Origin of the sequence: Streptomyces sp. MST-110588 (assembly GCF_022695595.1) — a bacterium.
GTDB lineage: Bacteria > Actinomycetota > Actinomycetes > Streptomycetales > Streptomycetaceae > Streptomyces.
The window spans coordinates 6,366,618-6,382,129 of sequence record NZ_CP074380.1 but is presented as its reverse complement, the minus strand read 5'-3'; the positions used below and the strand labels follow the sequence as shown (position 1 = coordinate 6,382,129).

Genomic DNA, 15,512 nt, shown 5'->3' with positions numbered 1-15,512 from the left:
CGGCGGAGGCGAGGGTGAAGCGCGTACGCGTCGGGGCGTGCTCAGATCCATCCGTGCAGCGACTCCATGAACGCCTCGAAGTCGTCACGGTGGATGGTGTGTCCGGCTCCCTGGACCGTACGGACCTCGAAGCCCCGGTCGGCCAGCGCCTTCACGGCTTCCGCATCGAAGAGGAATCCCTCGCCCGCCACCTGCACGAGGGAGGGTACGACCGGCTTCGCGGGGGTACGGTCCTTGAGTTGGTCACCGGACAGCGCGTACGCGGTCTCTACATCCCACAGGTCGACGGTCTCCAGTTCGAGGTCCACGTCGACGTCGTCCCAGCGCGGGTTGAACGTCTTGATCACCTGCCGGGTCACCCGCTTGAGCTGGGCGAACATCGCGGGGTCCACGGGCCGTTGGCGATTGCCCAGCGTCCACGCCGGGTCGTAGTACACCGCCCGCGCGGGCCGCAGCCGCTCCACCGCCAAGGACAGCGCCATGCCGCCCAGTGAGTGCCCTATCGCCACCTCCACACCTTGGGGCAGGGTGTCTATGAGGTCGTCGGCGAAGATCTGGTCGCCGTACTCCCCCCGCGGGCTGCGGCCGTGGCCCCGTAGGTCGACGGCTATCACGCGATAGCCCCGCTCGGCGAGTGCCGGGCCGACCCGCCACCAGGTGCGGTGGTCCGACATGATGCCGTGGATCAGCACCGCGATCCGGTCGCCGGTCCCCCATTCGTGGGTGTGCAACTGCAAGGTGGTGCCTTTCTGTGGCCCTTCCGCGACATCGGTCCCAGGTCGCCTCAGGTCACTTTATGCGCTCGCTCCACCGCGTCGGCCAGGCGTTCGAGGAGTGGGGCGTAGCCCGCGTAGCTGTACTGGGCCTCGTTGTTCCAGGCGACGACCTGTCCGGCTTTGACCGCCGGGAGTCGGCTCCAGGTGGGTTTGCTCCTGGCCAGTTCGTCCATCGGCACGTTGTTGGGGCGCTGGTCGAGGAAGATCACATCGGCGTCGTAGAGGTCGGCGTTCTCCCAGCTCCGGTTCTCCCAGAACCCGTCACGGCCGGGCTTGCGCGGCACGACGAACTCCACCCCCAGCTCGCTGTAGTAACGGACGTCGGCGAAGGAGGTGGGCACGCCGGCGGAGATCGTGTCCGGCTGTGCCGCGACCGCCAGGACCTTCAGTCCCTTCTTGGCCCCGGCCGCCGCGCGCAGCCGCCGCGCCGCCCGTTCGAAGCGGGCCTTGGCGCCGGTGACCCGTTCGTCCTTGAGGTCGGCCCCCAAGGACGCGGCGAGCGCCGCGTAGCGCTCGATGGCCGTCAGCAGTGAGGTGCGGGCGGTGGTGATGCCGACGCTGGGCGCCAGCCCCAGGATCTTCTCCGCGCCTTCCTGCGGCACCATCCACAAAAGGGGCGGCTGGTTCATGTTGCTGACCAGCAACTCGGGGCGCAGTGCGGCGTACTTCTCGATGCTGAAGTCGCTGTGGTTGCTGCCGACGGCCGTCAGCCCGCCGAGGTCGAGGGTGCCGGCCTGCGGCGTCGGCCTGCCGTTGGGGTAGGTGGCGGGCCCGAAGTAGCCGGTGCATCCGACGCCGAAGTCGTGCAGCGCGGCCACGGAGGCGATGTAACCGACGATGCGTCTGGGGCGTACGCCGGCCGTGACCTTCTTGCCGCGGTCGTCCCGGAAACTCCAGCTTCCGGCCGCCGCTCCGGAGGAGCCGTCCGTACCTGGGCCGCCACCGTTTCCGCACGCCGTCAGCAGCGCTCCCGCTCCCAGTGCGCCGCCTGCGGCCAGCACGCTCCGGCGGGCCGGGCCACTGCCGGCGGCCCCGTCGCGCTGCCGTAAGGTCCCGCTGTCCGCCGCGCGGCGGGGAACGGTCACGGTTGCGGTCATGGTGCCTCGCTCTCTTAGGACAGATCCTTCGGGACAGATCTGATCGGCCGCGCCCGGCGGCGGGACATCGCGCTGCGCTCGCCCCTTCCCGCACATCAGGCAAGGTGAGGCTAACCTAAGTTGAGGCGGGTTGGGGGGCGGTCGGCACTGTGATCCGTACGACGCGCCGGACGGGTAAGGAGCGCCACTTCCCCTGTCCGTCCCCTGACACGTCAGGTGCGCCACTTCCGCTGTCCGCCCCTGACGCCTCACAGCCAGTCGGTCTCCGGCGTGGCCGCCGCCAGCAGCTCGCGGGCGCCCCGCAGGATCGGTTCGCCGTGCGGGACGCAGACCGTCTCCACCCCCGCCTCGGCGACCAGGCGGGCCAGGCGGCGGAAGGAGGCGATGGCTTGCGTCCGGTCGACGTTGAAGGGTCCTAGGACGACACGGTCCCCGGCCCTGGCGATGAGGTCGCCGGGGAAGAGGACCTTGCCGGCCGGCAGATGGAGGGCGATGCCTCCCGGTGTGTGGCCCGGGACGTGCAGGACGTGGACGGGCTCGGTCCAGCCGTCGAGCGTGTCACCGTCGCGCAGCGCCGTGTCCACGGCCGTGTGCCGCAGCGGCGGCATGCCGGCGCCCGCCAGGCCCGCCAGGATGCGGGCGTGCAGGGGGCCTTCCGCCGCAGTGTGCACCGGCGGCGGTTCGGGGGCCGTCCCCTGGATGTACGGGGCGTCCGGCGCGCCCGCCAGGACCTGTGCGCCGGTGGCCGCCACGAGGTCGGCGGCCGACCCCATGTGGTCGATGTGGGAGTGGGTCAGCACGATCTGCCGCAGCTCGCCCGGCTGTCCGCCCAGGCGCTTGAGCGCATCGAGGATCGCCTGGGCCGATCCGGGGACACCGGCGTCGACCACGGCGAAGCCGCCGTCGGCGAGGCGGGCGAGGTAGACGTGGCCGACGGGGAAGGGGAGGTGCCAGATGGAGTCGGTGATCTGTGCGGGTCCGTTCATGTCCCGGACGCTAGCCGCCGATCACTCGTCGGCCACCACCTGTGCGCTGCGGGCGAATTGAGCGGACGGCGAAAGTGGGGCCGACGGATTGAAAGGCACGAAGGGCCCACGACGGTACGGCTCAGGAGCCGCCGGTCACCGGTCACCGGTCGTCAGGCACCGGTCGCCGGTCACCGGTCGCCGGGACATCGGGTCGCGCCGGTCGGCGTCCTCCGCACAAGCCACCGCTCTCCGGGACGACTTCGGGTGCGCTGACCCGCATATCAAGAAGCCGGAGCCGCTCCCCTTCCCGATGTGCCGGCGGGAGCGGCGGCCAGGCGCAGGGCCCGGTCGCGGTCACGGGCGTCGAGGGCGTCGACGAGGGCGGCGAGGCGGTCGTACCGGGCACGGAGGACGTGGGTTTCGGGGGTGCTTGCGGATTCGGCGCGTTCGACGGCCGCCAGCAGGCCCTCGTACAGCGAACGCAGCAGTGTGCTGGGGCTGAGGGCGGCGAGGTGGGTGCGCAGCAGCCGGTCGGCGCGGGCGAAGGCGACCGGGTCGGCGGCGCCGGCCGCCTGGTCCAGGGCTGCCACGTGACGTCGCAACTCGGCGATGTCGGCCGGGGACGCGTGCCACAGGGCGTCCTCGACCAGCAGGGGATCCAGGGCGTCGCGGATGCGCAGGGCCTCCTCGGGGTGCCGCTCGTCCAGGGACCGGGCCCAGGCGTCCAGGCGTGCGGCGGGGGGCGGCTGGGCCGCGAAGAGTCCCCCGCCGGGGCCGGGCCGCACGGTGACCAGGCCGCGGGTCTGGAGGAGGCGCAGCGCCTCGTTGAACGTGCCGACGGATACGCCGCACTCGGCGCGCAGTTCCTCCTTGGTGCCCAGGCGGGCGCCCGGCCGGGTGCGGGCGATGCGGTCGGCGATGCGGTCGGCGGCGGTTTCGGCGCGTGAGGGGGAGGTGGGGCGTTCCCAGTCGTCGCGGCGCAGGGCGGGGGGTTCTGCTCCGTCGCGTACGTGATGTGCGTCGTGCCCGCCCGTGCGGTGGTCTGCGGTTCCCACGGTGTCTCCTCGGCGCCCGGCTGAATTGATTATGCCGAATACCCTCGCACCTCTTGACGGCTTTCGTAAACCGCATGCATGATCACCATAATCATCATAGTGATTTAAGGGGGCTTGATGACGGAGCAGGACTTCCGTGAGGCGATGGCCGGGGTCTGCGCCCCGGTGACGATCGTGACGGCGGCCGAGGACGAGATCCCTTACGGGGTCACGGTGAGCGCCTTCGCCTCTCTGTCACTGCGCCCCGCGATGGTGTCGGTGGCGCTGGACCGTTCCTCCGGCGTCCTCGGGCGCATCCTTACGACCGGGCGGTTCGGGGTGAACATGCTGGCCCACGGCCAGGACGAGCTGGCCAGGACCTTCGCCCGCCGGGTGCCCGACCGCTTCGCCGCGTCCAAGGTGCCCTGGCGCTACGACCACGGGCTGCCGCGGCTGACCGGCGCGCCGGGCTGGCTGGTGTGCCGGCTCCGCTCGGCGGTCGAGGGCGGCGACCACCTGCTGCTCCTCGGCGAGGTCGTACACGTCCGTACGGTCCGGGCCGCTCCCCTCGTCTACAGCCACCGCACCTTCGGCACCCACTCCACGTTCGCCCGCTGAGCTTCAGTCAGGAGACCCGTATGACCACCACGCCTTCCCGTCCCGCGCCGTCCGCCGGGCCGGCTGCCCCCTTCTCGGCTTCGGCTTCCAGCCCCGCCCCGGCCCGGGAGGAACTCGTGGCCCGGGCGCAGGCGCTGCAGCCGCTGCTGCGCGAGCACGCCGCCCGGATCGAGGCGGACCGGCGGGTGACCGACGAAGTGATCGACGCGCTGACGCGGGCCGGGCTGTTCAAGCTGACCGTGCCGCGGCGCTTCGGCGGTTACGAGAGCGACGTACGCACCCTGATCGACGTGACGGCCGCACTGGCCGAGGGCGACGGCTCGACGGGCTGGGTGGCCGCCGTCATCAACACGTGCAACTGGCTGGCCGCCCTCTTCCCCGAGCAGGCGCAGGAAGAGGTCTTCGGCGACGACCCCGAGGCGCGGGTCACCGGAGTGTTCAGTCCGACCGCCACCAGCCGCAGGGTCGAGGGCGGCTGGCGGATGACCGGCCGCTGGTACTACAACTCGGGCTCCTCGCATTCCTCGTGGGCCGTCCTCGGCATGCCGATCACCGATGAGAACGGCGAGGTGGCCGATCAGGCGATGGTCCTGGCGCCATGCTCCGAACTGTCGCTGGAGGACACCTGGTTCGTCGCCGGCATGCGCGGCACCGCCAGCAACTGCCTGATCGCCGAGGACGTCTTCGTACCCGAGCACCGGGTGATGTCCGTGCCGGGCGCCATCGAGGGTGACGTTCCCGCCGACCACGGTCCGAGCGGACTGTTCCGCACCGCGTTCGCCCCGTTGCTGGCCGTGGGGCTCGCAGGTCCTCAGCTCGGGCTCGGGCGCGCCGCGCTGAAGCTCGTCACCGAGAAGGCGGCGACCAAACCGATGTCGTACACGTACTACGAGACCCAGGCGGACTCGGTCGGCGTGCAGATACAGGTCGCCGAGGCCGCCATGAAGATCGACACCGCCCATTTGCACGTGCACCGGGCCGCCACCGACCTCGACACGGCCGCGGCGCGGGGCGTGGACCTCGATCTGCTGACCAGGGCACGAGTGCGCGCCGACACCGGGCACGCCATCGAGAACCTCCTGTCGGCCCTCAGCACCCTGGCCGATGTGCACGGCGCCGGAACCTTCGCGGACGCCAACACGCTCCAGCGGATCTGGCGGGATGCGAGCGTGGCGGGCCGGCACGCGGCGTCCAGGCCCGCGGTGGGCATGGAGATCTACGGGAAGGTGCTGCTCGGGGTCGAGGAGCGGATCACCCCGTACGTGTGACCCGCGCCCGGGGCCGCCGGACGGCGGCCCCTTGGCCGGGCGCTCTCCCCCGTCACATCGATGTCGACGTCAACGGCTCTTGTACGCCCCTCCGTTGACGTTCAGCACCTGCCCCGTGACGTGCCGGGCCGCCGGTGAGGCCAAGAACGCCACCGCGCCCGCGACGTCCCGCGGCCGGCCCGCCCGCCCCACGGCGGTAGCCGCCACAAGCCATTCGCGCCGCTCGGCACGGAGCTTGTCCCGGAAGAACTCGGTGTCCGCGATGTAGCCGGGCGAGACGACGTTGGCGGTGATGTCGCGTGGTCCGAGTGCGTCCGCCAGGCCGGCGTTCCATGCGGCGAGTCCGGCCTTGGCCGCACCGTAGGCGCCGGATCCCTGGTCCGCGGCGATCGAGCCGATGTGGACGACCGCGCCGCCGGCCGCGAGCCGGTCCTCCACGGCTGTGGTGGTGAGCGCGGCGGTGAGCAGGTTCGCGTCGAGGTTGGCTTTGAAGCGCCGCGCGTAGGAAGCCAGATCCGTACCGTCGTCGGCGTCGAAGTCGGTGTTGCCGCCGGCGTTGTTGACAAGGACATCGATCCGCGCGGGCAGTTCCGCCAGCAGGCAGGTCAGGGCTGCTGGGTCGGTGTGGTCGCAGACCACGGCGCGGACGCCGGTTTCCTGGGCCGTCCGCTCCAGGGGGGCGCGGCGGCGTCCTGTGATGGTGACGTCCTCTCCCTGCTCGGCGAAGTGCTGTGCGACGGCGCGGCCGATACCGGTGGCGCCGCCGGTGACCAGGATGTTGCGTGCCATAAGGTGGGCTCCGAACTCGTCGTTCAGGTCTAAATTTAGACCTGAACATAACACTGCCGGGAGGGCTCGTGGCAAGGGGCGACATCGAACAGGACGCTGAAGACGGGGCCGGCGCCGGCAGTACGGACGGCTCGCGCCGCTACCCCGTCCAGGAGATCGCCGACGCATGGGAGCGCGAGCGCCCTGGCACGCCCGTCTCCTCCGTCGGCATCGTGACGCCGATCTGGCAGTTGGCCAAGCTCTTGGGGGACGACCGCCGCCGGGTGCTGGCCCGTGCCGGGGTCGACACCGCCACCTTGGACCTGCTGAGCGTGCTGCGCCGGGCCGGGGAGCCTTACACCCTGAGCACTCGCGAGCTCGGGCGGCGCTCGCTGGTGACGGCCGGTGCGGTCTCACAGCGGGTGGCGCGCGCCGAACGAGCAGGTCTGGTCACGCGCCGGCCCGCAGCGGGCCGCTCCCGTACGGTCCTGGTCGCACTGACCGCCGCGGGGCACGAACTGGTCGAGACGACGGTCGACCAGGTGCTGCACCGGGAGGCGGAGCTGATCGGCGGCCTGACGGGTGAGGAGCAGCGTCAGCTCGCCGGGCTGCTGCGGGTGCTGCTGCTGGACGTACAGGAGCGGCTCGGTGACGACCGGATCACACATGTGGGGGAACTTGACTGACCGGGACGGTGACGGCCGGGGCCGGGCCCGCTGTTCGGTCCGCCAGTTCGGTGGGTGAAGTCATGAGACGGCCGGTGACGGGAAGGGCAGCCGGGGCCGGAGTGGGTGGCGGGGCGATGAGCGGGCCGCTGGAGGGCTCCAGGGCCGCGTCACCCAGGCCCAGGTGGCGCCTGAAGGCGACCCGCCCCGCCGCCGTGACGGTCAGGATGCGGGTGGCGCCGGCCTTGACGATCCAGCCCTCCCCCAGGGCGTGCCGGTACAGCGCGGCGCCCACCGCTCCCGAGAGGTGCTGGCGGCGTGCCGTCCAGTCCAGGCAGGTGCGTACGTGCGCACGGTAGGCGTCGGACGGGCCCGCGTCCTGGATGCCGAGGTCGGCGAGCCAGGCCGCGCCGGCGTGGGTCAGGACCAGGCCGTACTCGTCGGCCAGCAGGGCCCGTTCGGTCATGGCCCGGGCGATGCCGACGCCCAGCGCTCCGGCGATGTGGTCGTAGCAGGTGCGGGCGTGGTGCAGCGCCCGGCGGTGGTTGGCCTCGGCCAAAGAGCGGATGGGAACCGGGCGGTAGGGGGCCAGGCCCGCGAGGTTTTCCAGGGCCTCCGCGGTGTCCGGCCCGGCCAGGCGAACATAGCGCCGCCGCCCCTGGCGCTCCTCGGTGAGCAGTCCGGAGGAGACCAGGAGGTTGAGGTGTTCGGTGGTGGTGGAGGGCGCGACCGCGGCGTATTCGGCGAGTTCGCCTGCCGTCCAGGCGCCTCCGTCCAGCAGGGCCATGCAGATGGCCGCGCGCGTGCGGTCGGCGAGCAGGCCCGCCAGGGCGGCGAGGTCCGGGGTGTCCGCGATGCTTTCTAGATAAGCGTCCCGTCGGTTCATGCACAGAGAGTAACGTCTCATAACCCTTCGGTGAGCGCCGAAGTATCTGGCTTCTATCCTCTAAGCATGGAATCCGTGCCGGGGAAGGGCAGATGGGCCGTGAAGGCCCTGCTGTCCACGGAGAATGAGGACGGGACGTATGAGGTCGCCGTCCTGCGCGTCCGCTGGGAACAGGGGCCGGTCATCCACGCGACGATGCCCGCGCGCGGGCGCACCGCGCGCAATCTCGCGGTGCGGCCGGATGTGGTGATCAGCCTGCCGGCAGCCGAGGCGGCGGGTGAGGACAGTGCGTACGGTGCGCGCCACCGGTGCGCGGAGGCGCCGTGGACCGAGCCGTCCGAACTGGTGCGACCGCCGCGGGTGGTGGACTGCCCGGTGCAGTTGGAGGCGCGCGGGGGCGGCGCGCGGACGACACCGGACGGCGCGTGGACCGAGATCGAGGCGCAGGTGCTGCGGGTGCACGCCGACCCGCGGTGGGTGCTGCCGCTGGGGGACCGCCGGCTCGGCGTCTCCACGTGGTGCCCGCCGGTCCACGACTTCCGGTCCAGTTCCGCGCCGGTGCCCCTGGCCGTACCGGCCACCGCGCGGGAGCTGGCGCGGAAGCTGGGGCGCCGGTTTCCCGTACAGCAGTCGGGGGCCGGAGGGGGCTTGAGTCCGCTTGAGAACGCTTGAGGGGGCTTGAAGGAGGCTTGGGACGTGTTCATGGCCTCAGGAAGCGCGCCCATGACCTCGGCCGTCCGAAGGAGTTCCGCCGTGCCGACGACACGGCCGGAATGAGGGGGAACGAGTGCGGCGCCTGCCCTCCGGTCGGGGGAGGGGACAGGCGCCGCGGTTGTTCCGCACGACGCTGTACGGGACATCTGGGGGGGGCGCGCGCCGTACGGGGGCCGTACGCGGACCGCGCGCGCCGTGGAGAGTGCGCCGCCGGTCACGCGGCGGGGCGCACAGCAGGGCGCAGGACCGGGGCGTACGGCTGGTTACACCGTCAGTGCGCGGTCCGTCGGCTTGATCGGCGCGGGCAGGGCGCTGGCTCCCGTCAGATAGCGGTCCACGCCACGGGCGGCGGAGCGGCCCTCGGCGATGGCCCACACGATCAGGGACTGCCCGCGTCCGGCGTCACCGGCCACGTACACGCCGGGGACGTTGGTGGCGAAGTCCGCGTCCCGGGCGATGTTGCCGCGTGCGTCCAGCTCCAGCCCGAACTGGGCGACCAGCCCGTTCTCCTGGTCGGTGCCGGTGAAACCCATGGCCAACGTGACCAGTTGGGCGGGGATACGGCGTTCCGTGCCGGGCTTGGGCGTCAGCTTGCCGTCGGTGAACTCCACCTCGACCAGGTGCAGCCACTGGACGTTGCCGTCCTCGTCGCCCTCGAAGTGGGTGGTGGAGACGGAGTAGACGCGCTCACCGCCCTCCTCGTGGGCCGAGGTGACCTTGTAGAGCATCGGGAAGGTCGGCCAGGGCTGGGCGGGCGAGCGCTCCTCGCCGGGCCGGGGCATGATCTCCAGTTGGGTGACGGAGGCCGCGCCCTGGCGGTGGGCGGTGCCGACACAGTCCGCGCCGGTGTCACCGCCGCCGATGACCACGACGTGCTTGCCCTCGGCGGTGATCGGGGAGACCGTCAGGTCGCCCTCCTGCACCTTGTTGGCCAGCGGCAGGTACTCCATCGCGAAGTGGATGCCGTTCAGCTCGCGCCCGGGGACCTTCAGGTCGCGGGAGGTGGTGGCGCCGGCCGCGATGACCACCGCGTCATAGCGCTTGCGCAGCTTGGCGGCGTCGATGTCGAGGCCGATCTCCACCTCCGTACGGAACTTGGTGCCCTCCGCACGCATCTGCTCGATACGGCGGTTGATGTGCCGCTTCTCCATCTTGAACTCGGGGATGCCGTAGCGCAGCAGCCCGCCGATGCGGTCGGCGCGCTCGTAGACGGCAACGGTGTGGCCGGCGCGGGTGAGCTGCTGGGCGGCGGCCAGGCCCGCCGGGCCGGACCCGATGACGGCGACGGTCTTGCCGCTGAGCCGCTCGGGCGGCTGCGGGGTGATGTCACCGCTGTCCCACGCCTTGTCGACGATGGTGACCTCGACGTTCTTGATGGTCACCGGCGGCTGGTTGATGCCCAGCACACACGCGGACTCGCAGGGCGCGGGGCACAGCCGGCCGGTGAATTCGGGGAAGTTGTTGGTGGCGTGCAGCCGCTCACTGGCGGCCCGCCAGTCCTCCCGGTAGGCGTAGTCGTTCCACTCGGGGATGAGGTTGCCCAGCGGACAGCCGTTGTGGCAGAAGGGGATGCCGCAGTCCATGCAGCGGCCGGCCTGCTTGCTGATGACCGGCAGCAGGGAGCCGGGGACGTACACCTCGTTCCAGTCCCGGACCCGCTCGCTGACGGGGCGCATCCGGGCGACCTCGCGGTCGGTGGTCAAAAAGCCCTTCGGGTCAGCCATGGGTCGCCGCCTCCATCATCTTCTCGTGGGTCTCGGACTCGGAGAGCCCGGCTCGCTCGGCGGCGTCCTTGGCGGCGAGCACGGCCTTGTAGGTGGCTGGAAGCACCTTGCTGAAGCGGGCGGCGGAGGCGTCCCAGTCGTCGAGGAGCCTGGCGGCGACGGTGGAGCCGGTCTCCTCCTGGTGGCGGCGCACCACGTCGTGCAGCCACCGCTTGTCGGTGTCCTCCAGGGGGCCGACCGCGCCGGTCAGCTCCGGGTTGACGTTGTCCTTGTCCAGGTCGATGACGTACGCGACGCCGCCGGACATGCCGGCAGCGAAGTTACGGCCCGTCTCACCCAGGACCACGGCGTGGCCGCCGGTCATGTACTCGCAGCCGTGGTCACCGACGCCTTCGGAGACGACGGTCGCGCCGGAGTTGCGTACGCAGAACCGCTCGCCGACCCGGCCGCGCAGGAACAGTTCACCGCCGGTGGCTCCGTAGGCCAGGGTGTTGCCGGCGATGGTGGAGTACTCGGCCAGGTGGTCGGCGGCGCGGTCCGGGCGGACGATCACCCGGCCGCCCGAGAGGCCCTTGGCGACGTAGTCGTTGGCGTCGCCCTCCAGGCGCAGGGTGATGCCGCGCGGCAGGAACGCGCCGAAGGACTGGCCGGCCGAGCCGGTGAAGGTGATGTCGATGGTGTCCTCGGGCAGTCCGGCGCCGCCGAACTTCTTGGTCACCTCGTGGCCGAGCATCGTGCCGACGGTCCGGTTGATGTTCCGGATGGCGACCTGGGCGCGTACGGGCTGCGCGGCCTCGGCGCTCTCGGCGGACAGCGCGTCGGCGGCGAGCTTGATCAGCTCGTTGTCCAGCGCCTTCTCCAGGCCGTGGTCCTGGACGGTGACCTGGTGGCGTACGGCGCCTTCGGGCAGCTCGGGGACGTGCAGCAGCGGGGCGAGGTCCAGTCCCTGCGCCTTCCAGTGGCTGACGGCCTTCTCGGTGTTCAGCAGCTCGGCGTGGCCGATGGCCTCGTCCAGCGTACGGAAACCGAGCTGGGCCAGGAGTTCGCGGACCTCTTGGGCGATGAACTCGAAGAAGTTGACGATGTACTCGGCCTTGCCGCTGAAACGTTCGCGCAGCGTCGGGTTCTGGGTGGCGATGCCGACCGGGCAGGTGTCCAGGTGGCAGACGCGCATCATGACGCAGCCGGAGACGACGAGCGGGGCGGTGGCGAAGCCGTACTCCTCGGCGCCCAGGAGAGCGGCGATGATCACGTCACGGCCGGTCTTGAGCTGCCCGTCGGTCTGTACGACGATGCGGTCGCGCAGGCCGTTGAGCAGCAGCGTCTGCTGGGTCTCGGCCAGGCCCAGCTCCCAGGGGCCGCCGGCGTGCTTCAAAGAGGTCAGCGGGGAGGCGCCGGTGCCGCCGTCGTGGCCGGAGATCAGGACGACGTCCGCGTGGGCCTTGGAGACGCCGGCGGCGACGGTGCCGACACCGACCTCGGAGACCAGCTTGACGTGGATGCGCGCCCGGGGGTTGGCGTTCTTCAGGTCGTGGATGAGCTGGGCGAGGTCCTCGATGGAGTAGATGTCGTGGTGCGGCGGCGGGGAGATCAGGCCGACGCCCGGAGTGGAGTGCCGGGTCCTGGCGACCCAGGGGTAGACCTTGTGGCCGGGGAGCTGGCCGCCCTCGCCGGGCTTGGCGCCCTGCGCCATCTTGATCTGGATGTCGTCCGCGTTGACCAGGTATTCGCTGGTGACGCCGAAACGGCCGGAGGCGACCTGCTTGATGGCGGAACGGCGCGCCGGGTCGTACAGGCGGTCCGGGTCCTCGCCGCCCTCACCGGTGTTGGACTTGCCGCCCAACTGGTTCATGGCGATGGCGAGGGTCTCATGGGCCTCGCGGGAGATGGACCCGTAGGACATCGCGCCGGTGGAGAAGCGCTTGACGATCTCGCTCGCCGGCTCGACCTCCTCCAGGGGGACCGCGGGCCGGTCGGATTTGAAGCTGAACAGGCCGCGCAGCGTCATCAGACGCTCCGACTGCTCATTCACCCGTTCGGTGTACTGCTTGAAGATGTCGTAGCGGCGCGAGCGGGTGGAGTGCTGAAGACGGAAGACGGTGTCCGGGTCGAACAGGTGGGGTTCGCCCTCGCGGCGCCACTGGTACTCACCGCCGATGTCCAGGGCGCGGTGGGTGGCGGCGATGCCGGTGGCCGGGTACGCCTTGGCGTGCCGGGCCGCGACCTCCTCGGCGATGACGTCGAGACCGACCCCGCCGATCTTGGTGGCGGTGCCGTGGAAGTACGCGTCCACGAACTCGGGGTCCAGGCCGACGGCCTCGAAGACCTGTGCGCCCCGGTAGGAGGCGACGGTGGAGATGCCCATCTTGGACATGACCTTCAGCACGCCCTTGCCGAGCGCCTTGATCAGGTTCTTGATGGCGGCCTCGGGCTCGGTGCCGGCCGGGAGGAAGGTGCCGGCCCGGACCAGGTCCTCCACCGACTCCATCGCCAGGTAGGGGTTGACGGCCGCGGCGCCGTACCCGATGAGCAGCGCGACGTGGTGCACCTCGCGTACGTCACCGGCCTCCACGAGCAGGCCGACCTGCGTGCGCTGCTTCGTACGGATGAGGTGGTGGTGGACGGCGGCGGTCAGCAGCAGGGAGGGGATCGGCGCGTGCTCGGCGTCGGAGTGGCGGTCGGACAGCACGATCAGGCGGGCGCCGTCTTCTATGGCGGCGTCGGCCTCGGCGCAGATCTCGGCGATACGGGCGGCCAGCGCGCCGCCGCCCCCGGAGACCCGGTAGAGGCCGGAGAGGGTCACGGCCTTCATGCCCGGCATGTCACCGTCGGCGTTGATGTGGATGAGCTTGGCCAGCTCGTCGTTGTCGATCACCGGGAAGGGCAGGGTGACACTGCGGCAGGAGGCCGCGGTGGGCTCCAGCAGGTTGCCCTGCGGGCCGAGGGAGGAGATCAGGGAGGTGACCAGTTCCTCCCGGATCGCGTCCAGCGGCGGGTTGGTGACCTGCGCGAAGAGCTGAGTGAAGTAGTCGAACAGCAGCCGGGGGCGCTCGGAGAGGGCCGCGATCGGGGAGTCCGTACCCATGGAGCCGATGGGCTCGGCGCCGGTCTTGGCCATCGGGGCGAGGATGACGCGCAGCTCTTCCTCGGTGTAGCCGAAGGTCTGCTGGCGGCGGGTGACCGAGGCGTGGGTGTGCACGATGTGCTCGCGCTCGGGCAGGTCCGCGAGGTCGATCAGGCCGGCTTCCAGCCACTCCTCGTACGGGTGCTCGGCGGCGAGCCGCGCCTTGATCTCGTCGTCCTCGATGATGCGGTGCTCGGCGGTGTCCACGAGGAACATCCGGCCGGGCTGGAGGCGGCCCTTGCGGACGACCTTGGCGGGGTCGATGTCCAGGACACCGACCTCGGAGGAGAGCACGACCAGGCCGTCGTCGGTGACCCAGTAGCGGCCCGGGCGCAGGCCGTTGCGGTCCAGGACCGCGCCGACCTGGGTGCCGTCGGTGAAGGTGACACAGGCCGGGCCGTCCCAGGGCTCCATCATCGTGGAGTGGTACTGGTAGAAGGCGCGGCGGGCCGGGTCCATGGAGGTGGAGTTCTCCCACGCCTCCGGGACCATCATCAAGACGGCGTGCGGCAGGGAGCGGCCTCCGAGGTGGAGCAGTTCCAGGACCTCGTCGAAGGAGGCGGAGTCGGAGGCGTCGGGGGTGCAGACCGGGAAGAGGCGCTCCAAGCCGCTGTGGTCGGTCGGGGCGTCGGTCGGGGCGTCGGTTGCGGCACCGGTTCGGGTGCCGGTGCTTCCGGTGGCGGTACCGGCGAAAAGCGGGGAGGCGAGCTGCGACTCGCGGGCGCGCATCCAGTTGCGGTTGCCCTTGACCGTGTTGATCTCACCGTTGTGGGCGACGAAGCGGTACGGGTGGGCGAGCGGCCAGCTCGGGAAGGTGTTGGTGGAGAACCGGGAGTGGACCAGCGCGATGGCGGTGGCGAAGCGGCGGTCGGAGAGGTCGGGGAAGAAGGGTTCGAGCTGGCCGGTGGTCAGCATGCCCTTGTAGACGATCGTGCGGGCGGACAGCGAGGGGAAGTAGACCCCGGCCTCGCGCTCGGCGCGCTTGCGCAGTACGAACGCCTTGCGGTCCAGGGCCAGGCCGGTGGCCTTGGGCGGGCGGGCGGTGTCCGCGCCTGCACTGCTGGTTTCCGTACCGCCTGCTTCCGCAGCGCCTGCTTCCGTACCGCCTGCTTCCGCAGCGCCCTTGTCGGCGACGAAGAGCTGGGAGAAGGCCGGCATGGTGGCGCGGGCGCCGCTGCCCAGGAGCTCGGGGGCGACCGGGACGACGCGCCACCCCAGCACGTCCAGTCCTTCTTCGGACGCGATCGTCTCGATTCGCGAGACGGCGGCGGCGGCTTCGTGGGCGTCGGCGGGGAGGAAGGCGATACCGACGGCGTACGCGCCGGCCTCGGGCAGGCCGAAGGTGACGCTCTCCCGCAGGAAGGCGTCGGGGACCTGGAGAAGGATGCCGGCGCCGTCTCCGGAGTCCGGTTCGGAGCCGGTCGCGCCGCGGTGCTCAAGATTCCGCAGGACGGTGAGGGCCTGCTCGACCAGCGCATGGTCGGCCTCGCCCGTAAGGGTTGCCACAAAGCCGACACCGCAGGCGTCGTGCTCGTTGCGCGGGTCGTACATCCCCTGCTCGGCGGGGCGCCCGTCCATGGGCGACCATGCGGCGCTGGCGCTGCCGGTGGTCGCGGAGTGCGTGGACGCGAAACGCATCGGCTCTCCCAACGTCGTCGTGGCATGTGCTGTGCCGAGGGACGACGTTGGCCCTCTGCGAAATTTCGTGCAGGTTACAGGATGACCTGCTTCTCGGAAAGCGGATAGCGCCTTCCAGCATGCGGACACCGCGATAGCAGTGGATCAAGGACGCGGACGGAGGGATCGCTCCGAAAGCGCTGCGCTTCAGGGGCGACATTGCCCGCAACGCCTCGGCCTTATGCCCAACTCC

At 71.1% G+C, this 15,512-nt stretch carries 11 protein-coding genes and 1 pseudogene; 4 read left to right on the top strand and 8 right to left on the bottom strand.

Annotation, left to right across the window (positions count from 1 at the left end):
- Positions 1-41: 41 nt before the first annotated feature.
- From KGS77_RS28010 to KGS77_RS27995, 4 genes are all read right to left on the bottom strand, one after another.
- Complete coding sequence (locus tag KGS77_RS28010) at positions 42-737, bottom strand: alpha/beta hydrolase (RefSeq protein WP_242585938.1); 696 nt, start codon at positions 735-737, stop codon at positions 42-44.
- A gap of 47 nt (positions 738-784) precedes the next feature.
- Positions 785-1,873 carry an ABC transporter substrate-binding protein gene (locus tag KGS77_RS28005; protein WP_242585937.1) on the bottom strand — a complete coding sequence of 363 codons (1,089 nt, stop codon included), beginning with the start codon at positions 1,871-1,873 and terminating at the stop codon, positions 785-787.
- A 248-nt stretch (positions 1,874-2,121) separates the two neighbouring features.
- Positions 2,122-2,859, bottom strand: coding sequence for an MBL fold metallo-hydrolase (locus KGS77_RS28000; RefSeq protein WP_242585936.1), 738 nt, complete (start codon positions 2,857-2,859; stop codon positions 2,122-2,124).
- 263 nt (positions 2,860-3,122) lie between these two features.
- Positions 3,123-3,896, bottom strand: a complete 774-nt coding sequence (locus KGS77_RS27995) for an FCD domain-containing protein (RefSeq protein WP_242585935.1) — start codon at positions 3,894-3,896, stop codon at positions 3,123-3,125.
- Positions 3,897-4,013: 117 nt separating this feature from the next.
- Here KGS77_RS27995 and KGS77_RS27990 point away from each other — a divergent pair, with 117 nt between their 5' ends.
- Positions 4,014-4,493: a flavin reductase family protein gene (locus KGS77_RS27990; protein WP_242585934.1), complete on the top strand. Its 480-nt coding sequence runs from the start codon at positions 4,014-4,016 to the stop codon at positions 4,491-4,493.
- A 20-nt stretch (positions 4,494-4,513) separates the two neighbouring features.
- Entirely contained in the window at positions 4,514-5,761 is a 1,248-nt protein-coding gene (locus KGS77_RS27985) for an acyl-CoA dehydrogenase family protein (RefSeq protein ID WP_242585933.1), read from the top strand.
- Positions 5,762-5,830: 69 nt separating this feature from the next.
- On the opposite strand, the gene KGS77_RS27980 is transcribed toward KGS77_RS27985, so the two are convergent.
- Complete coding sequence (locus KGS77_RS27980) at positions 5,831-6,550, bottom strand: SDR family oxidoreductase (protein ID WP_242585932.1); 720 nt, start codon at positions 6,548-6,550, stop codon at positions 5,831-5,833.
- A 155-nt stretch (positions 6,551-6,705) separates the two neighbouring features.
- On the opposite strand from KGS77_RS27980, the gene KGS77_RS27975 reads away from it, so the two are divergent.
- Entirely contained in the window at positions 6,706-7,215 is a 510-nt protein-coding gene (locus KGS77_RS27975) for a MarR family transcriptional regulator (protein WP_242587732.1), read from the top strand.
- 139 nt (positions 7,216-7,354) lie between these two features.
- Here KGS77_RS27975 and KGS77_RS27970 read toward each other — a convergent pair.
- A pseudogene (locus KGS77_RS27970) lies at positions 7,355-8,080 on the bottom strand (winged helix-turn-helix domain-containing protein); the annotation flags it as partial.
- Between the two features lie 66 nt (positions 8,081-8,146).
- Between KGS77_RS27970 and KGS77_RS27965 the strand changes: the two are divergent.
- Positions 8,147-8,752, top strand: a complete 606-nt coding sequence (locus KGS77_RS27965) for a hypothetical protein (protein ID WP_242585931.1) — start codon at positions 8,147-8,149, stop codon at positions 8,750-8,752.
- Between the two features lie 305 nt (positions 8,753-9,057).
- On the opposite strand, the gene KGS77_RS27960 is transcribed toward KGS77_RS27965, so the two are convergent.
- Together KGS77_RS27960 and gltB are read right to left on the bottom strand one after the other, a co-directional pair.
- The gene (locus KGS77_RS27960; RefSeq protein ID WP_242585930.1) at positions 9,058-10,518 is read right to left on the bottom strand and encodes a glutamate synthase subunit beta; all 1,461 of its coding nucleotides are present in this window, start codon (positions 10,516-10,518) and stop codon (positions 9,058-9,060) included.
- The gene (gene gltB / locus KGS77_RS27955; protein WP_242585929.1) at positions 10,511-15,280 is read right to left on the bottom strand and encodes a glutamate synthase large subunit; all 4,770 of its coding nucleotides are present in this window, start codon (positions 15,278-15,280) and stop codon (positions 10,511-10,513) included. Before gltB ends, KGS77_RS27960 begins: the two co-directional genes overlap by 8 nt.
- Between the last annotated feature and the right edge of the window lie 232 nt (positions 15,281-15,512).